This is a genomic window from Sulfitobacter dubius (genome assembly GCF_900113435.1).
Classification (GTDB): domain Bacteria; phylum Pseudomonadota; class Alphaproteobacteria; order Rhodobacterales; family Rhodobacteraceae; genus Sulfitobacter; species Sulfitobacter dubius.
In genome coordinates this window covers 1008423-1034303 of record NZ_FOPG01000001.1, presented here as the reverse complement: position 1 = coordinate 1034303, position 25881 = coordinate 1008423, and the positions used below count along the sequence as shown (strand labels likewise).

General features: G+C 60.7%; 26 protein-coding genes. 17 read left to right on the top strand and 9 right to left on the bottom strand.

Features of this window, described 5'->3' with window-relative positions; translation table 11 throughout:
* Positions 1–2: 2 nt before the first annotated feature.
* From nuoL to BM229_RS05060, 6 genes are read left to right on the top strand one after another with little or no spacing between them, the layout of a single operon-like run.
* Positions 3–2135, top strand: a complete 2133-nt coding sequence (gene nuoL / locus BM229_RS05085; RefSeq protein WP_093926557.1) for an NADH-quinone oxidoreductase subunit L — start codon at positions 3–5, stop codon at positions 2133–2135.
* Positions 2135–3697: an NADH-quinone oxidoreductase subunit M gene (locus tag BM229_RS05080; RefSeq protein WP_208604024.1), complete on the top strand. Its 1563-nt coding sequence runs from the start codon at positions 2135–2137 to the stop codon at positions 3695–3697. Before nuoL ends, BM229_RS05080 begins: the two co-directional genes overlap by 1 nt.
* 14 nt (positions 3698–3711) lie before the next feature.
* Positions 3712–5157: an NADH-quinone oxidoreductase subunit NuoN gene (nuoN, locus tag BM229_RS05075; protein ID WP_093926555.1), complete on the top strand. Its 1446-nt coding sequence runs from the start codon at positions 3712–3714 to the stop codon at positions 5155–5157.
* A gap of 32 nt (positions 5158–5189) precedes the next feature.
* Entirely contained in the window at positions 5190–5921 is a 732-nt protein-coding gene (locus BM229_RS05070) for a biotin--[acetyl-CoA-carboxylase] ligase (RefSeq protein ID WP_093926554.1), read from the top strand.
* Between the two features lie 20 nt (positions 5922–5941).
* Positions 5942–6718 (top strand): type III pantothenate kinase, encoded by a 777-nt coding sequence (locus BM229_RS05065; protein WP_093926553.1) that lies wholly within the window; start codon positions 5942–5944, stop codon positions 6716–6718.
* Position 6719: 1 nt separating this feature from the next.
* Complete coding sequence (locus tag BM229_RS05060) at positions 6720–8387, top strand: ribonuclease J (RefSeq protein WP_093926552.1); 1668 nt, start codon at positions 6720–6722, stop codon at positions 8385–8387.
* Here BM229_RS05060 and BM229_RS05055 read toward each other — a convergent pair.
* The 4 genes from BM229_RS05055 to BM229_RS05040 all read right to left on the bottom strand — a co-directional run bounded on the left by BM229_RS05055 (position 8371) and on the right by BM229_RS05040 (position 13431).
* Entirely contained in the window at positions 8371–9033 is a 663-nt protein-coding gene (locus BM229_RS05055) for a hypothetical protein (RefSeq protein ID WP_093926551.1), read from the bottom strand. The two genes, BM229_RS05060 and BM229_RS05055, sit on opposite strands and share 17 nt — an antisense overlap.
* Positions 9034–9136: 103 nt before the next feature.
* Positions 9137–10648: a DEAD/DEAH box helicase gene (locus BM229_RS05050; protein ID WP_093926550.1), complete on the bottom strand. Its 1512-nt coding sequence runs from the start codon at positions 10646–10648 to the stop codon at positions 9137–9139.
* A gap of 149 nt (positions 10649–10797) precedes the next feature.
* The gene (locus BM229_RS05045; protein ID WP_093926549.1) at positions 10798–11733 is read right to left on the bottom strand and encodes a glycosyltransferase family 2 protein; all 936 of its coding nucleotides are present in this window, start codon (positions 11731–11733) and stop codon (positions 10798–10800) included.
* 78 nt (positions 11734–11811) lie between these two features.
* Positions 11812–13431, bottom strand: a complete 1620-nt coding sequence (locus tag BM229_RS05040; protein ID WP_093927223.1) for a peptide chain release factor 3 — start codon at positions 13429–13431, stop codon at positions 11812–11814.
* Between the two features lie 104 nt (positions 13432–13535).
* On the opposite strand from BM229_RS05040, the gene BM229_RS05035 reads away from it, so the two are divergent.
* Complete coding sequence (locus BM229_RS05035) at positions 13536–13919, top strand: SnoaL-like domain-containing protein (protein WP_093927222.1); 384 nt, start codon at positions 13536–13538, stop codon at positions 13917–13919.
* On the opposite strand, the gene BM229_RS05030 is transcribed toward BM229_RS05035, so the two are convergent.
* On the bottom strand, positions 13916–14929 hold the full coding sequence (locus BM229_RS05030; protein WP_093926548.1) for a Hint domain-containing protein: 1014 nt from the start codon (positions 14927–14929) through the stop codon (positions 13916–13918). The two genes, BM229_RS05035 and BM229_RS05030, sit on opposite strands and share 4 nt — an antisense overlap.
* A gap of 138 nt (positions 14930–15067) precedes the next feature.
* On the opposite strand from BM229_RS05030, the gene BM229_RS05025 reads away from it, so the two are divergent.
* The 6 genes from BM229_RS05025 to BM229_RS05000 all read left to right on the top strand — a co-directional run bounded on the left by BM229_RS05025 (position 15068) and on the right by BM229_RS05000 (position 19582).
* Positions 15068–15847 (top strand): SDR family oxidoreductase, encoded by a 780-nt coding sequence (locus BM229_RS05025; protein WP_093926547.1) that lies wholly within the window; start codon positions 15068–15070, stop codon positions 15845–15847.
* A gap of 23 nt (positions 15848–15870) precedes the next feature.
* A complete protein-coding gene (locus BM229_RS05020) occupies positions 15871–16248 on the top strand; it encodes a hypothetical protein (RefSeq protein WP_093926546.1) in 378 nt (125 codons plus the stop codon).
* Between the two features lie 147 nt (positions 16249–16395).
* Positions 16396–17754 carry an SLC5/6 family protein gene (locus BM229_RS05015; protein ID WP_093926545.1) on the top strand — a complete coding sequence of 453 codons (1359 nt, stop codon included), beginning with the start codon at positions 16396–16398 and terminating at the stop codon, positions 17752–17754.
* A 43-nt stretch (positions 17755–17797) separates the two neighbouring features.
* Entirely contained in the window at positions 17798–18886 is a 1089-nt protein-coding gene (locus tag BM229_RS05010; RefSeq protein ID WP_093926544.1) for an ABC transporter ATP-binding protein, read from the top strand.
* Complete coding sequence (locus BM229_RS05005; protein WP_093926543.1) at positions 18883–19233, top strand: Lin0512 family protein; 351 nt, start codon at positions 18883–18885, stop codon at positions 19231–19233. Before BM229_RS05010 ends, BM229_RS05005 begins: the two co-directional genes overlap by 4 nt.
* The gene (locus BM229_RS05000) at positions 19226–19582 is read left to right on the top strand and encodes a Lin0512 family protein (RefSeq protein ID WP_093926542.1); all 357 of its coding nucleotides are present in this window, start codon (positions 19226–19228) and stop codon (positions 19580–19582) included. Before BM229_RS05005 ends, BM229_RS05000 begins: the two co-directional genes overlap by 8 nt.
* Positions 19583–19584: 2 nt before the next feature.
* Here BM229_RS05000 and BM229_RS04995 read toward each other — a convergent pair whose 3' ends face one another.
* Entirely contained in the window at positions 19585–20241 is a 657-nt protein-coding gene (locus BM229_RS04995) for a helix-turn-helix transcriptional regulator (RefSeq protein WP_093926541.1), read from the bottom strand.
* Between the two features lie 171 nt (positions 20242–20412).
* Here BM229_RS04995 and BM229_RS04990 point away from each other — a divergent pair, with 171 nt between their 5' ends.
* The 4 genes from BM229_RS04990 to BM229_RS04975 are packed head-to-tail and all read left to right on the top strand — an operon-like array spanning position 20413 to position 23015.
* Entirely contained in the window at positions 20413–20682 is a 270-nt protein-coding gene (locus BM229_RS04990) for a twin-arginine translocase TatA/TatE family subunit (RefSeq protein WP_093926540.1), read from the top strand.
* A 4-nt stretch (positions 20683–20686) separates the two neighbouring features.
* Positions 20687–21307: a Sec-independent protein translocase protein TatB gene (gene tatB / locus BM229_RS04985; protein WP_093926539.1), complete on the top strand. Its 621-nt coding sequence runs from the start codon at positions 20687–20689 to the stop codon at positions 21305–21307.
* 5 nt (positions 21308–21312) lie between these two features.
* Positions 21313–22170 carry a twin-arginine translocase subunit TatC gene (gene tatC, locus BM229_RS04980; protein WP_093926538.1) on the top strand — a complete coding sequence of 286 codons (858 nt, stop codon included), beginning with the start codon at positions 21313–21315 and terminating at the stop codon, positions 22168–22170.
* Positions 22167–23015 carry an ATP-binding protein gene (locus BM229_RS04975; protein WP_093926537.1) on the top strand — a complete coding sequence of 283 codons (849 nt, stop codon included), beginning with the start codon at positions 22167–22169 and terminating at the stop codon, positions 23013–23015. The genes tatC and BM229_RS04975 overlap by 4 nt, the downstream gene beginning before the upstream one ends.
* 64 nt (positions 23016–23079) lie before the next feature.
* Here BM229_RS04975 and BM229_RS04970 read toward each other — a convergent pair whose 3' ends face one another.
* Genes BM229_RS04970 through surE form a run of 3 tightly spaced genes read right to left on the bottom strand, consistent with a single transcriptional unit; the run spans position 23080 to position 25825 of the window.
* Complete coding sequence (locus tag BM229_RS04970) at positions 23080–24330, bottom strand: M23 family metallopeptidase (RefSeq protein WP_244152112.1); 1251 nt, start codon at positions 24328–24330, stop codon at positions 23080–23082.
* A 56-nt stretch (positions 24331–24386) separates the two neighbouring features.
* A complete protein-coding gene (locus BM229_RS04965; protein ID WP_093926535.1) occupies positions 24387–25043 on the bottom strand; it encodes a protein-L-isoaspartate(D-aspartate) O-methyltransferase in 657 nt (218 codons plus the stop codon).
* Positions 25040–25825 carry a 5'/3'-nucleotidase SurE gene (gene surE / locus BM229_RS04960; RefSeq protein WP_093926534.1) on the bottom strand — a complete coding sequence of 262 codons (786 nt, stop codon included), beginning with the start codon at positions 25823–25825 and terminating at the stop codon, positions 25040–25042. The genes BM229_RS04965 and surE overlap by 4 nt, the downstream gene beginning before the upstream one ends.
* Between the last annotated feature and the right edge of the window lie 56 nt (positions 25826–25881).

Below are 25881 nucleotides of genomic sequence, written 5' to 3'. Positions count from 1 at the left end.
CAATGGAAACCACGATCCTATTCGCCCCGCTGGTGGGTGCCATCCTCTGCGGTTTCGGCTGGAAGATCATCGGTGAGAAGGCCGCCCAGTGGGTCGCCACGGGGCTGCTATTTCTTGCCGCCTTCCTGTCTTGGGTGGTTTTCCTAACGCTGGACGGCCCGACCGAGCAGATTCAGATTTTGCGCTTTATCGAAAGCGGCACGCTGAGCACGGATTGGGCGATCCGCCTGGACCGTCTGACCGCGATCATGCTGATCGTCATCACCACGGTGTCGAGCCTCGTACACCTCTATTCCTTCGGCTACATGGCCCATGACGAGAACTTCCGCGATAACGAAAGCTATCGCCCCCGGTTCTTCGCCTACCTGTCCTTCTTTACCTTCGCGATGTTGATGCTGGTGACAGCCGACAACCTCGTGCAGATGTTCTTTGGTTGGGAGGGCGTCGGTGTCGCTTCCTACCTGCTGATCGGTTTCTACTTCCGCAAGCCTTCTGCCAATGCCGCGGCGATGAAAGCCTTTGTCGTCAACCGGGTGGGGGACTTTGCCTTCCTGCTGGGCATCTTCGGCCTCTATATGCTGACGGATTCGATCCGCTTTGACGATATCTTTGCCGCAGCACCCGATTTGGCTGAGCAGACGGTGACTTTCCTGTGGAACGATTGGAACGCGGCGAACCTGATCGCCTTCCTGCTCTTCCTCGGCGCGATGGGTAAATCGGCGCAATTGTTCCTGCACACTTGGCTGCCCGACGCGATGGAAGGTCCGACACCTGTGTCGGCTCTGATCCACGCGGCGACCATGGTGACCGCGGGTGTCTTCCTCGTCTGCCGCATGTCGCCGGTGATGGAATTCGCGCCCGAGGCGATGGGTTTCGTCACCGTGATCGGCGCCACCACCGCCTTTGTCGCGGCGACCATTGGCTTGGTGCAAACCGACATCAAACGCGTCATCGCCTATTCGACCATGTCGCAGCTTGGCTATATGTTCGTGGCCGCAGGTGTGGGCATGTATTCGGCGGCGATGTTCCACCTCTTCACACACGCCTTCTTTAAGGCGATGCTCTTCTTGGGCGCGGGCTCGGTCATTCACGCGATGCACCATGAGCAAGACATGACCAACTACGGCGGTCTGCGTAAAAAGATTCCCTATACCTTCTGGGCGATGATGATCGGCACGTTGGCGATCACCGGTGTTGGCATCCCGCTGACGCATATCGGTTTCGCGGGCTTCCTGTCGAAAGACGCGATCATCGAAAGCGCTTGGGGCGGTGGATCCATGTATGGCTTCTGGATGCTAGTGATCGCCGCGGCGATGACCAGCTTCTACAGCTGGCGTTTGATTTTCCTCACCTTCTTCGGCGCGCCGCGGGGCGACAAGCACACGCATGAACACGCGCACGAAAGCCCAATGGTCATGTTGATCCCGCTTGGTGTTCTGGCGCTCGGATCGGTCTTTGCCGGGATGGTCTGGTACGGCAGCTTCTTTGGCCATGCCGATCAAGTTGGCAAATTCTACGGCATCCCGATGGCCGAGATGGCCGAGGGCGGCGACGCTCATGTCGAAGGGGCGGAGGATAACCACGGAGCCACGGGTCCGGTCGATGGCGACCACGGAGCCGAGGCGCTGGTCGAAGGTCATCAGGACGCGGGCGCGCATCACGAAGCCTTTGGCGGTGCGCCGGGCGAGGGGGCGCTTTATTTTGCACCCGATAACCATGTGTTGGATGACGCGCACGCCGCCCCGACTTGGGTTAAGGTCTCGCCCTTCATCGCGATGCTGGCCGGTCTGGTCATGGCCCTGTGGTTCTATATCTGGAGCCCAACCGTCCCGGGACGTTTGGCGGCAAACCAACGCCCGCTTTACCTGTTCCTGAAAAACAAATGGTACTTTGATGAGGTTTACGACGTGATTTTCGTGCGTCCTGCCAAAACGATCGGCCGGTTCCTGTGGAAACGTGGCGATGGCACTGTGATCGACGGCACGCTCAATGGCGTCGCCATGGGGATCATCCCCTTCTTCACCCGCCTCGCGGGTAAGGCTCAGACGGGTTATATCTTCACCTATGCCTTCGCCATGGTGATCGGCATCGCCGTTCTGGTGACATGGATGACGATGAGCGGAGGAGCGAACTGATGGATACGCATCTGCTTTCAATCATCACATTCATTCCGGCATTCGCAGCGCTGATCCTCGCGGTGTTTTTGCGGGGCGACGATGCCGCCGCCGGGCGCAATGCGAAATGGCTGGCCTTCATCACGACGACGGTCACCTTCCTGATCTCGCTTTTTGTCCTCTTCGATTTTGACCCGTCCAACACCGATTTCCAGTTCGTGGATGAGGCCGACTGGCTTCTGGGTCTGAAGTACCGCCTTGGCGTCGACGGGATTTCGATCCTTTTCGTGATGCTCACGACCTTCATGATGCCGCTCGTCATCGCGGCAAGCTGGAACGTCGAGCATCGCGTCAAGGAATACATGATCGCTTTCCTGCTCTTGGAAACGCTGATGCTCGGCGTCTTCATGGCGCTGGATCTGGTGCTCTTTTACCTGTTCTTTGAGGCCGGTCTGATCCCGATGTTCCTGATCATCGGCATCTGGGGCGGGAAAGAGCGTATCTACGCGAGCTTCAAGTTCTTCCTCTACACCTTCCTCGGCTCGGTGCTGATGTTGGTCGCGATGGTGGCGATGTTTACCGAAGCGGGCACCACCTGCATCGGCGGCTGCGAAATCAGCCTGCTCACGCATAACTTCGGCTCCGAAAACTTTGAGCTTCTGGGGATTCAGATCGTCGGCGGCATGCAGACATTGATGTTCCTTGCCTTCTTTGCCAGCTTTGCGGTCAAGATGCCGATGTGGCCCGTCCACACATGGCTGCCCGACGCGCACGTTCAGGCGCCTACAGCCGGTTCCGTGGTTCTGGCGGCAATCTTGCTCAAGATGGGCGGCTACGGCTTCCTGCGGTTTAGCCTGCCGATGTTCCCCGTGGGGGCCGAGGTGATGACGCCGCTGATCCTGTGGATGTCGGCCATCGCCATCGTCTATACCTCGCTGGTGGCACTGGTGCAGCAGGACATGAAAAAGCTGATCGCCTATTCCTCGGTCGCGCATATGGGTTTTGTGACCATGGGCATCTTTGCTGCAAACCAGCAGGGTGTCGATGGGGCGATCTTCCAGATGATCAGCCACGGCTTCATCTCAGGCGCGCTCTTCCTCAGCGTCGGCGTGATCTATGACCGGATGCACACTCGTGACATCGACGCCTATGGCGGTCTGGTGAACCGGATGCCCGCCTATGCGCTGGTCTTCATGTTCTTCACCATGGCCAACGTGGGCCTGCCGGGCACATCGGGCTTCGTGGGTGAATTCCTGACGCTGATGGCGACCTTCCAAGTCAACACTTGGGTGGCGGCTGTGGCGACCACCGGGGTGATCTTCTCGGCGGCCTATGCACTCTGGCTCTATCGCCGCGTTGTGATGGGCGACCTGATTAAGGAAAGCCTCAAGGCGATCACCGACATGACCGCGCGTGAGAAATGGATCATTGCACCGCTGGTGGCGATGACCCTGATACTGGGCGTCTACCCGGCACTGGTGCTGGATATGATCGGGCCGTCGGTGGCTGCTCTCGTTGACAATTACGACATGGCGCTGGAGGCGGCTGAGGCCGCTGTGCAGACCGCCGATGCCTCGCATTAAGAAGGACTTGGCGCATGATTTCCGCTGATCTGAACATCATTCTGCCCGAGATTGTGCTTGCGGGGTTTGCCCTGCTTGGCCTTCTTGGCGCGGTCTATACGTCGAAAGACAAGGCCGCCGGGGTGCTCGTCTGGGTGACCGCGGTGGTGATGGTACTGCTGGCAGGTTGGGTGGCCATGTCGGGTGACGGCTCCACCAACATCGCCTTCCACGGCATGTTCATCGACGACAGTTTCGCGCGCTTTGCCAAAGTGGCGATCCTGCTGTCGGCGGCGGCTGTGTTGGTTATGTCGGAAAGCTATATGAAACTGCGCGGTTTGCTGCGGTTTGAGTATCCCATTCTGGTCTCGCTGGCGGTTGTCGGCATGATGGTGATGGTCAGCGCGGGCGACTTGATGGCGCTGTACATGGGGTTGGAATTGCAATCCCTTGCGCTTTACGTTGTCGCCTCTCTCCGCCGCGACTCGGTCAAATCGACCGAAGCGGGCCTGAAGTATTTTGTGCTTGGCGCACTCAGCTCGGGTCTGCTGCTTTACGGTGCATCGCTTGTCTATGGCTACGCTGGGACCACGGCTTTCGCTGGAATCATCACCACGGCGCAAACCGGGGAAACCTCGCTGGGGCTGCTCTTTGGTCTGGTCTTCTTGATTTCGGGCCTCGCCTTCAAGGTTTCTGCCGTGCCCTTCCACATGTGGACACCGGACGTCTATGAGGGCGCGCCGACCCCGATTGCGGCCTTCTTTGCCACCGCGCCCAAGGTCGCCGCTATGGGTCTGTTCGCACGGGTGATGCATGACGCCTTCGGCCAGATCGTCAGCGACTGGAGCCAGATCGTGGCGCTGCTGTCGGTGCTGTCGATGTTCTTTGGCTCTGTCGCCGCGATCGGCCAGACCAACATCAAACGTCTGATGGCATTTTCGTCGATCGCTCACATGGGCTATGCCCTGATGGGGCTGGCGGCGGGAACGGCCTTTGGCGTTCAGGCGATGCTGGTCTATATGGCGATCTATGTGACGATGAACCTCGGGACCTTCGCCTTTATTCTGCTGATGCAGAAAGACGGCGCGCCGGTGACCGATATCACCCTGCTGAACATGTATGCCAAGACCAATCCGGGCCGGGCGCTGGCGATGCTGGTGCTGCTGTTCAGCCTTGCCGGTGTGCCGCCGATGCTGGGTTTCTTCGGCAAGTTCTATGTCCTGCGTGCGGCCTATGACGCCAATATGGCATGGCTTGCTGTGGCCGGTGTGATCGCCAGTGTGATCGGCGCTTATTACTACCTGCGGATCGTCTTCTACATGTACTTTGGCGAAGAGCGTTCTGACACACTGGATCACCAGAACGGTGGCGTGCTGACCGTGGTGCTGATGGCCTCTGCCGTCATCATGATCGTCGGTATCGCGAATATGTTCGGTGTCGAAGGCATGGCCGCCTCGGCCGCGGCGTCACTGGTGAACTGAGCGGTGCGGCGCAAGACGGGCCGGACCACCGCATGACTCCTTGGCCGGAAGGCTATGGGCGGCGCGTCTATGACACGCTTGATTCCACCCTCTCCGAGGCGGCGCGGTTACAGCAAGAGCTGACCGCGCCGACTTGGATTCTGGCGTTGGAGCAGACCGCCGCCCGGGGCCGCCGGGGCCGCAGCTGGACCACCCCGCGCGGCAATTTCGCGGCCACTTTGATGATGCCCCGCAAAGAGCCACCGGGCGTTGCCGCGCTGCGGTCCTTCGTGACATCACTGGCACTCTACCGCGCCTTTGTTGCGGTGACCGGGCGCGAGGATTCTTTTGCGCTAAAATGGCCGAACGATGTACTGCTGCGCGGTGGCAAGGTGGCTGGGATCCTTCTGGAAAGCGTCGGCGATCATCTGGCGATTGGAATTGGCGTGAACCTTGCCCATGCACCGGAGGCGAGTACGCTTGAGGCACGCGCTCTGCCTGCCGTGACGCTGCGCGAGGCGGGAGCCAATGTGGCCGCCGAAGACTTCCTCGACATCCTTGCGCAAGAATATGCCGGTCTGGAAGATCAATTCACCACCTATGGTTTCGCCACGATCCGCAGCGCATGGCTCGCCCATGCCGCGCGGCTCGGAGAGGTCATCACCGCCCGCACCATGCGCGATGAGATCACCGGCGTTTTCGAAGATGTAGACGGCGCAGGCAATCTGATCCTGCGCACCCGCGACGGCGCGGTGCCCATCACCGCAGCGGATGTGTTTTTCTAAATTCGGGGGAGGGAGGCACCATGCTTCTGGCAATTGATTGCGGCAACACCAACACGGTTTTCTCGATCTGGGACGGGAAAGAGTTCATCGCCACGTGGCGCACCTCGACCGAATGGAAGCGTACGGCGGATCAATATTACGTCTGGCTTAACACGCTGATGCGGCTTCAGAATATCGATGCTGACATCACCGATATGATTATCAGCTCAACCGTGCCGCGGGTGGTGTTTAACCTGCGCGTTTTGGCGGACCGCTACTTTCACACGCGCCCTCTAGTGGTGGGCAAACCGGGCTGCGATCTGCCAATTGACGTGCGCGTAGATGGGGGCACGCAGGTGGGGCCGGACCGGCTGGTGAACACCGTAGCGGGCTTTGATCTTTACGGCGGCGACTTGATCGTGGTGGATTTTGGCACCGCCACGACCTTTGACGTAGTGGCCGACGATGGGGCCTATATCGGAGGGGTCATTGCGCCGGGGGTGAACCTCAGCCTAGAGGCGCTGCACAACGCCGCGGCTGCCCTCCCGCATGTCGATATTTCCAAACCTCAGAACGTCATTGGCACCAATACCGTCGCCTGTATGCAGTCCGGTGTCTTTTGGGGTTATGTCGGGTTGGTTCGTGAGATATGTGAGCGCATAAGGGCGGAACGTGCAAGACCCATGCGGGTTATCGCCACGGGGGGTCTGGCACCGCTGTTTCAGCAGGCAGTCGACCTGTTCGATGATTATCAAGATGAACTCACGATGCACGGGCTGACCGTGATCCACGATTATAATAAGGACAAAGCTGAATAATATGAGCAGCGAACGATTTATCTATCTGCCCCTCGGTGGGGCGGGTGAAATTGGCATGAACGCCTATGTCTACGGCTACGGCAAACCCGGCAAAGAGCGGCTGATCGTCGTCGACCTTGGCGTCGCTTTTCCGGATATGGACAGCACCCCGGGCGTGGACCTGATCCTGCCAGACATCACATGGCTGAAGAAACGGCGCGATCAGATCGAAGCGATCTTCATCACCCACGCGCATGAGGACCACATCGGTGCTGTCGCCCATTCCTATGAGGCGCTCAAGGCACCGATCTATGCGCGTGCCTTTACCGCGAATATCGCGCGTCGCAAGATGTCAGAGCATGGCCATCCAGAGGATGCGATCACCACGGTGGGCAAGTGGCCCGAGCAGATCACTGCGGGTCCGTTCCAGATTGGCTTCTTGCCAATCTCGCATTCGATCCCTGAATCTTCGGCCATGGTCATCGACACGCCCGAGGGGCGCACGATCCACTCGGGCGACTTTAAAATCGACCGCACGCCCGGCGTTGGCGAAGCCTTTGACGACGCCCTTTGGGCCGAGGTCTGCAAGGATGGGGTCAACGCGCTGGTTTGCGACAGTACCAATGTCTTCGCCAGCCACGCCGGCCGTTCGGAAGCCACCGTTGGCCCCGAGATCGAAAAGCTGGTAAGCGGCGCCGAAGGCATGGTCATCGCGACGACATTCGCTTCCAACGTGGCGCGGGTCAAGACGCTGGCAGAAGCGGGCGCGCGGGCGGGGCGGTCGATCGTTCTGCTGGGCCGTGCAATGAACCGCATGGTCGAAGCCTCGATCCAGACCGGCGTGATGAAGGATTTCCCGCCGGTGATCTCACCCGAGAACGCCCGCGCGATCCCGCGTGAGAACCTGATGTTGCTGGTTACGGGCAGCCAAGGCGAACGCCGCGCCGCTTCGGCGCAGCTTGCACGGGGTAAATATCAGGGGATCGAGTTGAAAGAGGGCGATCTGTTCCTCTTCTCGTCGAAAACCATCCCGGGCAATGAGCGCGGCGTCATCAGCATTATCAACCAGTTCTCTGAAAAGGGTGTGGATGTGGTGGATGATTCCTCGGGCCTCTACCACGTCTCGGGCCACGCCAACCGCCCCGATCTGGAAACGCTGCATGATATCGTGAAGCCACAGGTTCTGATCCCCATGCACGGTGAGCACCGTCACCTGCGCGAGCATGTGAAGATTGCCAATGCCAAGGGCATCACAGGCGTTCTGGCGGTGAACGGGATGATGATTGACCTGTCAGGCAACAAACCCAAAGTGGTTGAGCATGTCGACACGGGCCGGATGTACCTTGACGGATCGGTTCAGGTCGGTGCGCTGGATGGTGTGGTGCGGGATCGTATCCGCATGGCATTGAACGGTCATGCGACTGTGACGATGATTTTGGATGCCGACGATGAGCCGCTTGGCGAGCCATGGGTTGATCTGATGGGGCTGCCGGAAACAGGCCGTTCCAACGCGCCACTGGTGGATGTGCTGGAGCAGGACCTAAGCCAATGGCTCAACCGTCAGAAAGCCGCCACCCTGCGGGATGACGACAAGCTGAACGACGGCCTGAAAAAGGTTGCTCGACAGTCGGCGCAGAACGAAATTGGCAAGAAACCCGAAGTTACGGTGGTGGTCAGTCGTCTGAACTGATCACTTGGCCACCGCTACACATATAGACCGCGCCGCCCACCGCGACCACGCTTACTCCCGTGGCCGCAAGGGCGGCGGGGGTCGATAGCGCGGTGGCCAGCGTCGTGCCTGTGGTCGCCAAATTGGCGCTTAGGGCCGACGCCCCTCCGGTTAGAATGAACGCACCCGACTTATGCGCTACAGCGCGTAGGTTTTCTGGCTGGCTAAGTGTGTCCACCGCAGAGCGTGCAATGCTTTTGCTAATGTCCACGGTCTCTTCTTTGGTCGTGTTCACCCGTTCGCAAAACGTCTTTTTACAATAGCCACGATAGTTCCGCTCTCCCGGGATTAGAAAATGCCCGTCCTCTGCTGTGGCGGTCAGGCAATAGCCGTTGATCTGGTCCAGCGGCACTGTGGTTGCAAGATAGTCGAACAACACCCCGCTGTTGCAAGCGGGCGGCGCGCCCCAAAGGCTGCTCCATTTCCGTGCGGGCCAATTCATCAGCCGCTCACGGGTGCCGACCTCATCCGCGAAATTAGCGAAATTCTCGGCTTCGACGACGACTTCGGCCCCGTTAACCACGGCGCGGCATCGCTCGGCGCTGGCGGGGGTGGCCAGAAGGGCGGTCAGAATAAGGGCAAGGGGGGCAAGGGCAGGGCGCAGCATGATGGTCCTATCAGAGACGGTCTAAGTCTCACATAGCACAGACGAAAAAGCCGCCAATCCCGGCTGGGATCGGCGGCGAATTCATGCCAGCGAATGGGCTGGTTCAGATCCGTTCGCGAAAGCTCAGACCGATGAAATCAGGCGTGTGATCGCCCAGACCGACAACGCGGTTGTCATTGCCGCCGCGCTTGTCGTTCCGGCCCCGCCCACGCGGGGTTCTGTCATTACTGCCGCCGCCACGCTGTGCTTTGCGTTCGTCCTGCTGTGGCGCAGGCTGCGCCTCGGGCCTAGGCGGGTCTTTGGGCGCTTCGGCTTGGGGCTGCTTGTCCTCGGCTGGTTTCTCGACGGCGGTCTTCTCGGCACGCGGTGCGTCGGACTTGCGGCTGCGCGACCGGGTGCGCTTGGGCTTGTCGTCGGTCTTGGCCGGTGCTTCGGCGGTGGCCTCTTCAGCGACAGCCACGTCGGCTTGCAGCGGATTCTCCAGCCGTGGGATCTCTTTTTGCACCAGACGCTCAACATCTTCGAAATTCTTCTCGTCGCGTGGCACGCAGATCATGATTGCTTTGCCATCGCGGCCGGCACGGCCTGTCCGACCAATCCGGTGCACGTAATCCTCGGCGTGGCTGGGCACGTCGAAGTTGAACACATGGCTCACGCTTGGCACATCAAGCCCGCGCGCCGCCACGTCAGAGGCAATAAGGAAGCGCAGCTCACCGTTGCGGAAGCCTTCCAACGTTTTGGTCCGCTGGCTTTGATCCAGATCGCCGTGAATAGGAGCCGCGTCATAGCCGTATTTTTTCAATGACTTGGCGACGGTATCCACATCCATCTTGCGATTGCAAAAGATGATCGCGTTGGTGCATTTCTCGCCTTCGGCGTCGATCAGCAACCGCAGCAGCTTGCGCTTTTCGGTGGCTTCACGATCCTTGCGGGAGGCTTTGAACATCACCACACATTGGGTGATGTTCTCGCTCGTTGTGGCCTGACGGGCCACTTCGATCCGCTCGGGATTGCTGAGGAATGTATTGGTGATCCGCTCAATCTCGGGCGCCATGGTGGCCGAGAAGAATAGCGTCTGGCGGGTGAAGGGTGTGAGGCCGAAGATACGTTCGATATCGGGGATGAACCCCATGTCGAGCATCCGGTCGGCTTCGTCCACGACCATGACTTTCACATCCGAGAGGATCAGCTTGCCACGCTCGAAATGGTCCAAAAGGCGGCCCGGCGTGGCGATCAGCACGTCGACGCCTTTGTCAATCAGCTTGTCTTGCTCCTTAAAGCTCACGCCGCCGATCAGCAGCGCTTTGGTTAGCTTAAGGTGCTTGGAGTAGGTATCGAAGTTTTCAGCAACCTGTGCTGCCAATTCCCGCGTGGGGCAGAGCACGAGGCTCCGCGGCATCCGCGCGCGCGCCCGGCCACGGGCGAGCAGCGAAAGCATCGGCAGCGTAAAGCTGGCGGTCTTGCCGGTGCCGGTCTGGGCGATGCCCAAAACGTCGCGGCCTTCGAGAGCGGGGGGGATGGCGCCCGCCTGAATAGGTGTGGGCGATTCGTAGCCAGCCTCTTCAATAGCTTTGAGGACCTTGGCATTCAGGTTTAGATCGGTAAATTTTGTCATGTGCGTCCGGGTTGAGCGGACACTGACTTGGCCCGCGGCAGCAATACAAGCCGGCCCGAATGGCCCAAGGGGCGGCATTTGCCGCGGCATGTTGCGAAAGCGCATAACAAGTTGCGGCCCAGCCGTCAAACAATTGACCTCTCAGGCGCTTAACTTGCGAATTGGCGCGACACCTTTGCATCAAGGTTTAAATTGATGAGGCGCAGCAGACCTTTGGCATTAAGAGCCGCCCGCAGCTCGGGGGTGTCGGCGCAGACCTCATCAAAAAAGGCACGCAGCCCCGGCTCGCCCCCTTCGGCTTCGATCATGGAAAAAAGCTCATGCATCGACAGCCCACCGCGATCACGGGGCCGGTTGGGGGCAAGATCGGAGCGGTAAGAGCCTTTTTCAAGGCGGTAGCGATAGGCGGCCAGCCAGTCGGGCCAGCTTTTTGCGTGCAGATGCGCCAGATCAATGCCGGGCTGCTGCTCTGGTCCCTCAATCATAGCGTCATTCAGAAAAACGTTGTGTATTTGTAGGCGAACGTCGGCCATCCCGGTGCGGACAAAGACCTTTCCGGCCAAATGGCTCAGGAATCCCCCTCTGACGTATTCGCCATAGGTTGGATAAAGCGCCGACACGATCTGCGCCCGCTGCGGGCCGTTTGGAATGAAGGCTTTGAAGGCTGTCGCATCGCCTGCCAAAGCCTCCATCGGGCGGATGCGGGCGATCTTTTGCGCTGCGGGCAGGGCGGCGAGTACCTCTCCCACAGGGCGCTCGGCAACAAGGAATTCGTCCACATCCATATGGATCAGCCAATCCACGTCATCCGCGCGGTTATAGGCGCGGGTGGCGTTCTGGCTTTGGCGGACCTGATGCTTGTGCGGGCGTTTGCCACAGAGCTTTTGCCAATAGGCATCATCGCAGGTGACGACGCGGATCTTGGGATGGGCTTTCAAACTGTCGAGAGCCTCTGGGTTCTTAGCGTCGAGAAATAGATAGAGCCGATGCGCACCTGCCTCAAGATGGTAGGCGGCAAAGCGTCTAATCTCGTCAGCGGGGGCCAAAATTGTGGCAACCAGCCCCCATTTCGTCGTCGTCGTCATCGCGTCTCCCCGGTTGGGTCCAGAATGCCATGATTGCGCACGAAATCAAGGCTTACGACCCACACCGAAGAGGCTAATTCAGACCATCATTTCCTTGGTCGCGGTAAGTTTCACATCCGGGTAATCGCGCTCAACCCGGTCGATGTCCCATTGCAGGCGGGTCAGGTAAACGATGTCGCCGTCGTGGTCATGCGCGATGTGCTGTTTGTTGCTTTCGGTAAACTTATCAACGGCTTGTTTCGTGCCATTCACCCAGCGTGCCGAGGTGAATTGCGACGGCTCAAACCGCACCGGCAGCCCGTATTCCAACTCGATCCGGCTGGCGAGCACTTCAAACTGCAACTGGCCCACAACGCCCACGACAAAGCCCGAGCCGATGGAGGGTTTAAAGACCTTCGCGGCACCTTCTTCGGCAAATTGCATCAGCGCTTTCTCAAGATGTTTCGCTTTCAGCGGATCGCCCGCACGGACGCTTTGCAGCAGTTCCGGCGCAAAGGAGGGGATGCCGCTGACGCGCAGCGCTTCACCTTGGGTCAGCGTGTCGCCGATGCGCAGCTGCCCGTGGTTGGGGATGCCGATGATGTCACCGGCCCAGGCCTCTTCAGCCAATTCGCGGTCGGAGGCGAGGAACATGACAGGGTTGGAGATTGTCATCGGTTTTTTCGTGCGCACATGGGTCATTTTCATGCCGCGCTCGAAATGACCCGAGGCGAGGCGGACAAAGGCCACACGGTCGCGGTGTTTCGGGTCCATGTTCGCCTGCACCTTGAAGACAAAGCCGGAAACCTTTGTTTCTTCTGGCAAAATCTGGCGCGGCGTGGCGGCTTGGATCTGTGGCTCCGGCCCGTATTTGGCGATGCCCTCCATCAACTCGCGCACGCCGAAGGAGTTGATGGCAGAGCCGAACCAAATCGGCGTCAGCGTCCCTTCGTGCATCGCTTTGAGGTCCAGAGGCGGCAGCAGTTCACGCGCCATTTCCAAATCTTCGCGCAGCTTTTCCAGCAGGGCGGCGGGGACGTGCTGTTCAAGTTTGGGATCGTCCAAACCTTCGATCTTGATGCTGTCAGCCACACGGTTCCGGTCGGCGCGGTCCATCAGTTCCAGACGGTCGCGCAGCATGTCATAACAACCGACGAAATCGCGGCCCACGCCGATGGGCCAGCTTGCCGGTGTCACGTCAATGGCGAGGTTCTCTTGGATTTCGTCAATAATTTCAAAAGTGTCGCGGCTCTCGCGGTCCATCTTGTTACAGAAGGTCAGGATCGGCAGATCGCGCATCCGGCAGACTTCAAAGAGTTTCTGCGTCTGGCTTTCCACACCCTTTGCGCCGTCGATCACCATCACGGCGGCATCCACGGCTGTCAGCGTTCGGTAGGTGTCTTCGGAAAAGTCCGAGTGGCCAGGTGTGTCGACGAGGTTGAACCGGTAGTTGGTGTCGCCACTGTGGAAATCGAACGACATGGCCGAGGCCGAGACCGAAATCCCCCGGTCCTTTTCCATCGCCATAAAGTCCGAGCGCGTGCGCCGTGCCTCGCCCTTGGCGCGCACTTGGCCAGCCATCTGAATGGCCCCGCCGAACAGCAGGAACTTTTCAGTTAGCGTGGTCTTGCCCGCGTCAGGGTGGCTGATGATCGCAAAGGTGCGACGGCGCGCGATCTCGGCGGGCAGGGCGGGGCGGTTTTGCGGCGTGTCCAACATCCGCCCCATATAGGCTGCGCCGCGACCGGGCGCAATCTGGGCATTGCTGCGAATCGACAGCGGGCCTAGCATGAGAACATAAGTGGTACATGGAGGGATTTGCGATGGAACTGAAAGAGATTGCTCAAGAGTTGGTTAACGGCTGCCGTGCCGGTGCCGCTAAGGTGCGCGAGAACCTAGATAAATTGTATGCCGAGGATGCCGTTTCGGTAGAGGCCGCCGATATGGGCGGGCAGGGGCGCGAGACGCATGGCATCAAGGCGATCCACGGCAAACACGACTGGTGGGAAAACGCGATGGAGGAACATGCAACCGAAGTCTCTGGCCCGTTTTATTTCGGCGATGAGCAGTTCAGCGCGTTCTTCAAGGTCGACGCCACCGACAAGCAGAGCGGTGACCGCTTTCAGATGGAAGAGATCGGCGTTTACCACGTGAAGAACGGCAAAATCGTGCGAGAAGAGTTTCACTACGCCGTTGAGACCCCCTAACGGGTTGAGGCTTTTCTCAGCAGCGCCGCCGCATCGGGGCGGTTGAGCAGCGCCTCGGCCAGATCGAGCCCGGCATGGGGCAGGTCAGAATGGCCGGGGATCACCTCGCCCAAGGCCGCGGCCATTTCCGGCGGTAGGACAGAGCGGGTGCGGCTGTCGACCAACATGGATTCGGCGGCGATCCCCTCGGCATAGATGATCTGATGGCTGTCAAAGAGCAGTTGGAAGTAGTCGACAAAGCCGCCGTCCTGCACCATCACGCTGTCACCATTGACCAGATGCCGCGCTTTCACGAGCAGTTCCGACCGGCCCGCGCCCATCTCATCACTGCGTTGATAGATGAAAAGCCGGTGGTCGGGGCTGACGATCAGATCATGTTCGTTGTTCAGCGTGCCTGCGCGGATGCAGATCGGAGCGAAATCGCCAACCGCGCGCAGGGTGCTCTGGCCGATCCAGCGTAGGGTCTGAACGCCATCGTCGCGGGTTAGGATACGGTCACCGACACAGAGGTCTTCGATGCGCCGCAGCTCTCCGGTGCTGAGCGAGATATGGGTGCCGCGTGTGAAGGACACGCAGGCTAGTTGGCCGAATTTCTGCTGCGCAGTTTGGGTATCAATTCCAACAATGCGGTAGCCCGTTTGCGGGGTCAGCGGCCCCAGTGGCAAGAGGTAAACCTCAGCGGCGCGCCCTTGGCCATCGACCTCGACCAGCAAGAGCGCCTCTTGGGTCTGGCCGTCGGGAGACATCAGTGTGAGCAGGCTGTCGAGATGCAGGTTTGCACCGGGGCTGCCCACGCCGGTATCCTCGGCAAGCTGCAATTGATCCCCCGGCAGGGTCAGCAGAGACAGGCGCAAAGGCTCAGCTGCGCGGTCCAGCTCATAGACATCATCCAACACCAATTCGGCGGCAAAACTCAGCGTATCGCCCATATTCGCCCCGTCGCTCGCGCGTAGTTGTTCGGCGCGGTAGACGGCAATGCTCTGGGCAGGGGCGGTGCGGGTGCGGGACATGATGGGCCTTTGGTTCAGGGGCTTTCGCCAGCGGGATAAGGTAGAATTGTGGCCCACATGGGTCAAGGCTCGGGTGATTTGCTGGCATTGGCCGCAAGGCGTGGTAGGCATATGCAAATGCATAGGAGGAATCGCATAATGGATTTGGGAATTAAGGGTAAGAAGGCGCTGGTATGTGCCTCGTCCAAAGGGCTTGGCCTTGGCTGCGCCGAAGCGCTTGCGGCGGCAGGGGTCAACCTTGTGATGAACGCACGCGGCGCCGAGGCGCTTGAGGCGTCGGCAGAACGTATCCGTCAGGACTATGGCGTCGAGGTCGTCACCGTGGCGGCGGATGTGGCCACCGAAGAGGGGCAGGCGCTGGTCATCAAGGCCGCCGAGGGCTGTGACATCCTCGTCAACAACGCGGGCGGCCCCCCTCCGGGCATGTGGCATGACTGGGACCGCGAAGATTTCATCAAGGCGCTCGACGCGAATATGCTGGCCCCCATCGCGCTGATCAAAGCGCTGGTGCCGGGCATGATGGACCGTGGCTGGGGCCGGGTGGTTAATATCACCAGCCAATCCGTGCGCGCGCCGATTGGCGTGCTGGGTCTCAGCAATTCCGCCCGGACCGGGCTTACCGGCTATGTCGCGGGCACTTCGCGTCAGGTGGCGGGCAAAGGGGTCACGATCAACAACCTTTTGCCGGGCATTCACGCGACCGACCGCGCGGATTCGCTGGATGCGGGTGTGGTCAAGGCCAAGGGCATCACACTGGATGAGGCCCGCGGCGAACGGCAGGCTGGCATTCCCGCAGGCCGCTATGGCACGCGCGAAGAGTTCGGCGCGGCTTGCGCTTTCCTCTGTTCGCAACACGCGGGCTTTATCGTGGGCCAAAACCTGCTGCTGGACGGCGGCGCTACAAACATGACGATGTAAGCGGGGGAGAGGCCGAAATGGGAATGAAAACCGCAGCGCTGCTGTTCGGCCTCTTTACCACCTCGGCCAGCGCCCAAGACCTGCTGCCGCGCTATGAGGCGGCGCAGGTCGCGCTGGACGGGCGGATGCTGAGCGTGATGGGACGTGATCCTGCCAAGGCCCGTTGGAGCCCCGAGCGGCGCGGCAAATCTGCCTGTGCGCTGGCCGAACTTGAACGACTGCGCGGCCGCCCCGTGGCCGAGGCCTATGTGCGCGAGGTTGAATATGCCATCGGTGAAGCACACAGACTGACCCGCCCGGCGGACTTCGGCGGACTGGCGGCGCGCATTCATCGTAATGTGGGGATTCGCTTTCAGCGTGATCTGGTGCCAATCACCCGCAAATGCGGGATCGGGCTTTAACGACGATTGATCCGGCGGCGTGGCGGAGGCAGGCCCTTGCCACGCTGCCGGGCCATCACATTTCTGACAGCGGGTGTTTCGGGACTAGCCCGCTTCAAGCCGCGCGGCTAACGCTAAAGGGGTTGTCTCACCGAAAGGGCCTGCCCCATGCAAAGCACCGTTTTAATTGTTCTCTTCGCGGCTGTCATTCTTGCCAGCCTGCTTGTCGCGCCGCGCCGTGCCACAATCGAGGGGTTCTTTGGCGGGGCCAATGCGGCGGGCCGCGCGCCGGGGCTTTGGGTGCTGGTGCTGAGCCAAGTTACCACGTGGATTTTCGCCCGCAGCCTGATGAACGCGGCGATCTTGGGCTATTTCTACGGCATCGCAGGCACACTGGCCTATGCGGCCTACTACGGATCGTTCCTGACCGGCGGCTATATCGTTGGCCACCTGCGCCGCGGCAGTGCGCGCTCGGTGCAGGACTGGCTGGGCGGGCATTTCGGCGGGGCGGGCACTGCGGCCTATAACCTCGTGATCGGGCTGCGGCTGCTGTCCGAGGTTTTTGCCAATCTGCTGGTCGTCGCGCTGATCTTCGAGGCTGTCTGGCCGGGGTCGGGCACGCTGGCGGTGCTGATCGTTGCGGCTTTGGGCTTTGGCTATTCGGCATGGGGCGGGCTTTCCGCCGCGCTGCGCACAGATGTGGTGCAGATGATGGTTTTTCTTGTCGTTTTCGGTCTCGCACTTGGCGCGCTGCTGCTGAGCCCAGGGTTCGAGCTTGGCGCAGTGCTGAGCGCGCCGGGCGTGTCGGGGCCGTATAACGGCTGGGTGCTTTTGGCGGTGGCGCTGCTGCAGGTGTTTTCTTACCCCGCCCATGATCCGGTGATGATGGACCGCGGCTTTCTAGCGGATGAAGCCACGACGCGGGCCTCCTTCCTCCATGCCTTTTGGATATCCACGCTTTGCATCATCGGCTTCGGTTTCTTCGGCATCCAGGCCAGCCTCACCGGTGCGGCCTATGAGGGCGAGTTGATCGGCACATGGGGGCTGATGTTCCCGGGCTGGATTTTCGTGGCGCTGATGCTGTCGCTGCTGGTCTCCGCCCTCTCGACGCTCGATTCTGCGCTGGCCTCTGCCGCGCGGCTGATGGTTGAGGAGTGGCGCATTGCGCCGCGCAGCCTGATGGGTGGGCGGCTGGTGATGGCGGGGTTTATGATGCTCGGCGCGCTGCTGACGCTTTGGGGCAATGCCACGCTGTTTGACGCGGTGGCGGTCAGCGGCACCGCTTCGATGTTTTTAACCCCGGTGCTGCTGGTGGGGCTGGTGGCCAAGCGCGCGATCCCGGTCTGGAGCTACCTTACTGCCTTCGCCGCCGCGATGCTGGGGGCGGCTGCCTATTTCGCGCGGGGCTGGGAACCTGTGGCGGCCCTTCTGCCGGAAGGGCATAAATACGAGCAATTGCTGGCGATCTGCGTGCTCGTCCTGATCGCTGGTTTCTCGGCGGTGCTTGCGGGGGCGCGACGGGGCTGATAGCTGGGTTTCCTAGCGATTTGATCGGATACTGCATCTTCTTATGACAGACCCCACCCCCCGACTGGAAATCAAAAACCTGCGCCGCAGCTATGGCGGGCGGCAGGTGGTCGACGACGTGTCTTTGCAGATCATGCCGGGGCAGGTGACCTGTCTGCTCGGCCCCTCTGGCTGCGGCAAGTCCACGACCCTGCGGATGATCGCGGGGGTTGAGATGCAAGACAGCGGCACGATCCACGTCGATGGCAAGCTGATCTGCGACACGGTGTTTCGTGTCCCGCCCGAGCGGCGCGAGATTGGCTTGATGTTCCAAGACTTCGCGCTGTTTCCGCATCTGAGCGTGGCCGATAACGTGGGCTTCGGGCTCAAGACCGGGACCAAGGCCGAGAAACGCAATCGCATCGAAGATTTGCTCAAGCGGGTGGACCTGCTGCGCTACATCGACGGCTACCCGCATCAGCTTTCAGGCGGTGAACAACAGCGCGTGGCGCTGGCCCGTGCGTTGGCCCCGCAACCACGGATCATGCTGATGGACGAGCCGTTCTCGGGCCTCGACAACCGTCTGCGTGATGGCATCCGCGATGAGACCTTAAGCATCCTGAAAGAGGAAGACACCGCCGTTCTGCTCGTCACCCATGAACCGGATGAGGCGATGCGCATGGCTGATGAAATCGCGCTGATGCGCGACGGCAAGATCGTCCAGCAGGGCGCGCCCTATAACGTCTATACGCGGCCCGTCGATCGCGCCTCTGTCGCGTTTTTCAGTGATGCGAATGTGTTGGAAGCCACGGTGAACGGTGCATTGGCCGATACGGTTTTTGGCCAGTTTCTTGCCCCCGGAGTGCCCGATGGTACGCCGGTCAATATCGTCTTTCGCCCCCAACACCTGCGCATCGACTTTGACCGGGCGGGGAAAGGCCCACGCCCCACGGCGACCGATGGCACACCGGCCCGCGCCGTGGTGGAACGCGCGCGCTTTATGGGGAACGAAAGCCTTGTCGAATTCGTGCTTGAGCAGGACGGCTCGCGGCTGAGGGCAACGGTGCCCAATGTCTTTCTTCCGCAACCCGGCGCTGTCATGTGGCTGACCGTCCGCCGCGACCGCTGCTTTGTCTTTCCGGTGACGCGATGACCCCGCTGATGGTAGAATTTGGCATGGGGTCGTCCCTGCGCCGCGCCGATTATACGCAGGCCGCGACACGCGCGGTGCAGGATGCGCTGTGGCATAATTCGATCAATCTGGCCGAACTTTTCGGTTTCGACAAATCCGCCATGCGCATCATCCTCGATGTGGGTGTGCAACGGCCCGATCTGGTTGATGCCGAAGCACTGTGTGCGGTCTTTCCCTATGGCGAGGTGACGGTCAATCTGCACCTCGGCGGGCTTGACGTGCCCCGCCCCGAAGGAGAGGGAAACCCGACCGTCATGGCCAATGTGGCACTGTCCGTGGGGTTCGACATGGAGCGTGCGGATGACTGAGCAACGGATCATCATCGAAATGGGCATGGGCAATGATCTGCACGGGATGGATTATACCAAAGCCTGCGCCCGCGCGATCGAAGACGCTCTGCGCCACTCGTCTTTGCCGCTATTTGGCGCGTTGGACGTGACACCGGACCAAATGCGCGTGCAGGTCACCGTCGCGGTGCAGGAACCTGACAAGGTGGATATCGACGTGCTGGTGCCCAAGCTACCGCGTGGTCGGGCCGAGGTGCGTGCCGTCATGGGCGGGCTCAACGTGCCCACGGGACAGGATACGATCGTCGTGGCACAGGCGAGTGTCGAGGCGTTCTTGCCATCGCAAACTGGCTGGCGGTTGAAGGGTTAAGACTAGGCGTGGGCGTCAGCCAAGCTCTTTCCCGGCTCATCTACGAATAGTTCTGGTAGCGCCTCTGCACGATCAATCTGATTTAACGGGTAGGTCGCGAATCCTTCGTCGTCTTCACACCATGCGGTCAGCAGCCAAAAACGCCCCCAATTCTCTACCCTAAGCGGTCGGACGACCCGAGCGTCTTCGTTCACGATGCCAATCCGCAATTTCTGCCGCGCCTGTATCGCCGCGCGCAGCACGGGTAGATGTGCAAAGATCCGTGTCGCCTTGCCCTGCGGGTGCAGCGCGTGGCGCCATGCGGCACCTTCGGCGATGCTCTCGGTCGGTAGGACGGCGTCGAACTTTGCGGCCAATGTCCCGGCCGCGCCCTGCAAATCGGCATCACCCACCTCCGCCGCAACTGCGAGGCCAAGGTTTAGCGCCTCTAGTTCAGTTGGGGTGAGGGTGATGGGCGGCAGGGTGATTGCAGGCGTGATCCGGTAGCCTTCGCCCCGCGTCCCGGCGACGGGCACGCCCGAGGCGCTGAGCTTGTCCATATCGCGGTAAATTGTACGCACCGATACACCCAGAGAGGCCGCCAGATCATCCGCCCGATGCACCCGGCCATCCCGCAGGGTGTCGATCAGTGTGACCAGCCTAAGATTGTTGTTTCTCATGCTCCTGACATAAGCACGTCAGGAGTGATTCTGCATCCGCGAAATCTGCGGTGCATGGCACCAAGCGCTGCCGTCTCGATCGCTTTGCCTCTTCATGGCCCCGGCAAGGGCCGCTATCACAGGACAAACCGGTGCGCCCGCACGCGTGCCAAACAAGATGGGAGAACAGACATGTTGAACAATATCGGATTGCCGGGCCTGCTGCTGATCGCGGTTGTCGTGCTGGTGCTTTTTGGCCGTGGCAAGATTTCCTCGCTCATGGGCGAAGTCGGCAAAGGCATCACCAGCTTCAAAAAAGGTATCAGCGAAGGCGAAGAAGAGACCAAGCGCACGGACGACATCAAACATGTCGACGAAGTGCATCATGCCGACCTGCCCGAGCATGCCGATCAGGGCACGCATCCTAAGACCGACCTGAAGGCCGACAAGGACCGGGTGTAACCCGATGTTCGATCTGGGTTGGACGGAACTTCTGGTCATTGGCGTGGTGGCCCTGATCGTGGTCGGCCCCAAGGATCTGCCCGTGCTGTTTCGGCGCGTCGGGCAATTCGTGGGCAAGGCCAAGGGCATGGCGCGTGAATTCAGCCAAGCTATGAACGACGCCGCTGATGAAAGCGGTATGCGCGAGGTGTCCTCGTCGCTGAACAAATCGCTGAAAACCGCGACCAATCCCCTGGGCAGCGCGATGGACGAGGTAAAGGACGCGACCCGTTCGCTGACCAACTTTGACCCCGACAGCGAGACCGGCAAACTGGCGGCGCAAAAGGCAGAGGATGTGAAAAAGATCCAAGCCAGCACCGCCCGCGCCGCTGCCGAGCGCAAGCAACGCGAAGCGGCTGAAGCCATGACACAGGCCGAGGCGGCTGAGGCAAAGTTGTCTGACGCGACCCCGGCAGAGGCTGCCAAACCTGCGGCAAAAAAGGCGGCCCCGGCAAAACCTGCCATCGAAAAGGCGCCAGCGGCTAAGAAGCCAGCGGTTAAGAAGACGGCCGCCAAGAAACCTGCTGCGAAAAAGCCTGCCACCAAGAAGCCAGCGGCCCCCAAACCAGCCGCGAAAAAAGAGTAAATTAAATGAGCGCCTCCGACGACTATGATATCGACGACAGCTCGGCCCCGCTGATCGAGCATCTGGCCGAGCTGCGCACGCGGCTCATCCACTCTGTCATCGCCTTCATCATCGGTATGGTGATCTGCTTTACCGTCTGGAATCCGATCTTCAACTTCCTGACCGAACCGCTGTGCTCGGCCATGGCCGAACGGGGGCAGGAAGACTGCGGACTGATCCTGATCAAGCTGCAAGAAGGTTTCTTTGTCGCGATCTCGATCTCGCTGTTGGGCGGTCTGGTGCTGGGTTTTCCTTTCATCAGCTACCAGCTGTGGCGCTTTGTGGCGCCGGGGCTTTACAAGAACGAGAAGGGCGCCTTTCTACCTTTCCTGATCTCCTCGCCGGTGATGTTTTTCCTCGGTGCGGCCTTTGCCTTTTACGTCGTCACCCCGCTGGCCTTCGATTTTTTCCTTGGGTTCCAGCAGGCTGGCACGCTTGTTGGTGAAGGGCCCGATGGTGAGAACGGCATCGCGGCCATCGCATTCCAAGGCTCGGCGCAGGAATACCTCTCGCTTACGATCAAGTTCATCGTAGCCTTTGGCCTGTGCTTCCAGCTGCCCGTGCTGCTGACCCTAATGGGCAAGGCCGGGCTGGTCAGTTCCGAAGGTCTCGGCAATGTGCGCAAATATGCCGTGGTGGCGATCCTTGTGCTGGCAGCCCTTGTCACGCCGCCAGATGTGATCACGCAGGTGATCTTGTTTGTTGTGGTCTACGGCCTTTACGAAATCTCGATCTTCCTCGTGCGCCGGGTCGAGAAAAAGCGCGACGAGAAGCTGCGCGAAGAGGGCTACTTTGACGACGAAGACGAGGAAGACCTGCTGTGATCGACGATCCGATGGACCGTATTGCGGCGGCGCTGGAGCGCATGTCTCCGGCGCCGCTTTCAGCCCCCGACTTTGACGCGGCGACGGCGTTTGTCTGGCACACCGACCCCGACCGTCTGGTGCCGGTGCCGCAGGTCGCGCGGATAGACCTACCGCTGTTGATTGGCGTTGACCGGGCAAGGGATACTTTGCTGGCTAATACCCGGCAGTTTGCAGCTGGATTGCCTGCGAACAATGCCCTTCTTTGGGGTGCGCGCGGCATGGGAAAATCAAGCCTTGTCAAAGCAATACATGCTGATGTTCATGCATCGCATGAAGGGCTGCGCATTGTTGAATTGCAGCGCGAGGATCTGCCGTCGGTCGGGCGTCTGCTGAGCCTTCTGCGCGGGGCATCGCAGCGGTTCATCTTGTTTTGTGATGACCTCAGCTTTGGCCATGATGATGCGCATTACAAGTCGCTGAAGGCGGTGCTGGATGGCGGTATCGAGGGGCGGCCTAATAATGTCGTGCTCTATGCCACATCCAATCGCCGTCACCTGATGCCGCGCGACATGATCGAGAATGAGCGTGGCAGTGCGATAAACCCGTCCGAAGCAGTGGAGGAAAAGGTCTCTCTCTCTGACCGTTTTGGGCTGTGGCTGGGGTTCCACCCCTGCGATCAGGACCAGTATCTCGCCATGATCCGGGGCTATTGCGATGCATTCGGGGTCGAGATCGACGACGAAACCCTGTGTGCAGAGGCTGTCGAATGGCAGGCCACGCGCGGTGCCCGGTCGGGGCGTGTGGCATGGCAGTACTTTGTGGATCTCGCCGGCCGCAAGGGTGTCCCGGTTACGGGCGGCTGAGCAACGGTATCTCGATGTTAGACAAAAGGGGCCTGCATTACTTGCGGGCCCCTTTTTCGTATTCTTACTGAATATAGGGCGTTGGATCGACGCTTTCAAAACCCTTACGCACCTCGAAATGCACATGCGATTCTGATCCGCCGCGCAACTTGGCAATCTGCTGGCCGCGGCTGACACTGTCGCCTTTCGAGACGTTCACCCCATCCACATTTGCATAGACCGTCAGCAGGTTGTCTGGGTGGCGGACCACGACAATCGGGATGCCATCCGCGCTTTTGGTGATGGCGGCGACAGTGCCGCCCTCGGCGGCTTTCACAGGCGCGCCGGGGCTACCTTGGATGTTGATACCCTCGTTCTTGCCCTTCGCATAGGCGCGGATGATTGAACCCTGAACGGGCGGGGTCATTTTGGCGGCTTTGGCGGGCGCAGTGGTCTTGCCGACATCGGCCACGGGCTTTTCTGGCTCGGCCTTGGGCGGCAATGGCTGCGCGGTCTCATCTTGGGGCAGCGGTTTGGCGGCCGAGGGTGGCGTAGGCGTAGGGCTGCCCGCGCCGGGGGCGCTGGTGGCGGGCTGCACAGGAGGTGTCGCAGCAGCACTTGAGGTCGTGTTGGTCGCCTGACGGGGGGGCGCTTGTTTTTCAACTGGGATCAGCAAGAACTGGCCTTCGCGGATCGCAAAATCGGGGCCAAGCCCGTTCCATTCGGCCAGCGCTTTGACTGGCACGTTATAGAGGCGGGCAACGGTATAGGCCGTCTCTCCGCGCTCCACCCGGTGACGGACCGGCTCTTTGGATTGCGGTGCCGAGGGCTGAGGCGCGGGCGCGCTGGTGGAGGGGCTGCTGCTTGCGGGCGGCAGGCTTTGTGTCTGCACCGTTGGCGTCGCCGGGGCGCGATCAATCGCGCTGCCTGCGAGGGTGGTGATGTCGACGCTGCCATCGGTGCCGGGGGCGGGTTCGGCCACACGGCGGGGCAGGGCGATGATTTCGCCTTGGCGCAGCGGTACGCTGAGTTCGATGCCGTTGTAGCGGGCCAATTCATTGCCATCTGCGCCTACGCGGGCAGCCACGTCTTTGAGCGTATCACCCCGGCGGGCGACAGCGACTTGGTAATTTGGATAAGCGATGACGCCCCGCGCATCGGGTTTGGGGCGATCCGCAAGGGGGCCGCGTGCGGCCTCGGCAGTTGAAAAACCATCGCCAAAGGTACTGCGCATGTCGTAATCAAGCGGCTGATTTTCGCAACCGGCCAGCAGTATCGCACTGGTTCCGGCCATTAGGGTCAGCCGCGTGTGGCGGCGCAAGCGTGTTTGGCGCATCTGCAAGTCCTCATCTTCGCCCCCTTAAAGATATGGGGCGTTGTCTCTCTAACCTATTAACCGTCCTTGCCCAAGCCTTCCAGCAGGGGGACAAAGCGCACGGCACGCAATTCGTCGTATTCCAGCCCGTCAGCGGTCTTTCGCACGCGAATTAGGTGCTGAACAGTGTCCGATTGGCCCACGGGCAGCACCATGATGCCACCCTCTTTGAGTTGGGCAAGCAAGGGGCCGGGCGGGTCTTCGGCGGCGGCGGTGACGATGATCCGATCAAAGGGCGCCTGTTCGGCAAGGCCGAAGCTGCCGTCGGCGGTAATCGCGGTGATGTTGTTGAGATCCATCGCTTCAAACACGCCCCGCGCCTCTTGTACCAAGCGCCGGTGCCGGTCGATCGTATAGACCCGCCGCGCGAGCTTGCTGAGGATCGCCGCCTGATAGCCCGAGCCGGTGCCGATTTCGAGCACCTTATCGCGGGACGACACCTGCAAGGCTTGGCTCATCAACCCCACGACTGAAGGCTGGCTGATCGTCTGGCCGCAGGCGATGGGCAGGGGCATATCCTCATAGGCGCGGCTGGCGAAGATGCCGCGGATAAAGGGGCCGCGGTCAATCGCTTCCATCGCCGTCAGCACACGCGCGTCGGTCACGCCCTTGGAGCGCAGCGCGTAGAGGAACTGCATCTTACGTTCCGCTTCAGAGATGGGCGGCTCATTCATCCGTTAATGCCTGCCAGTGTGTCTAAGGCCGTGTGATCCGTCAAATCGCAGCGCATTGGTGTGACCGAAACATAGCCGTCAAGGTTCACGCAGGCATCGCTGCCCGGTGCAGTTTGCACGCGCTGGTCGCCGCCTTTAATCCACAAGAAACGGCGCCCCGATGGCGAAAGATGTGCTTCGGTGGAAAAACCGGTGCCGGGGCGGCGGCCTTGGGGGGCCAGCCGGATGCCGCGCACGTCCGCCCCTGCGACGGGGGGGAAGTTCACGTTGTAGAAAAGGCCATAGGCGGCTTCTTCGCTGGGACTGTGGTCCAGAATGCGACGGCAGGTTTCAACGCCGTGTTGGGCGGCGGCCTCAAAAGGATCGGCCAGATCGCGGTTCGCCGGGCCGAAGTATTGCGACAGGGCGATGGCCGGAAGGCCCTGCAACGCCGCCTCTATCGCGCCGCCAAGCGTGCCGGAATAGAGCGCGTTTTCAGCGGCATTGTTGCCCCGGTTCACGCCGGAAAGCACCAGATCGGGGGGGGCGGCAGTCATTGTGTCATGGATCGCGGCAAGCACGCAATCGGCGGGGGAGCCTTCGGTGGCGAAGACGCGGTCGTCCAATTGCGTGATCATCATCGGCTTGGTGTAGCTGATGCAATGACCCACGCCGGATTGCTCGAACGCGGGTGCGACGGTCCAGACCTCGCCCTTGGGCCCGGCCAGTTCCTCGGCAATGGCGCGCAACACGGCCAGACCGGGCGCGTTGATGCCGTCATCGTTTGTAATCAAAATACGCATGAATGGCCCCTTTTTGCCTTGATAGGCGAGGGGCGGACCGGCGGCAAGCGCAGCGC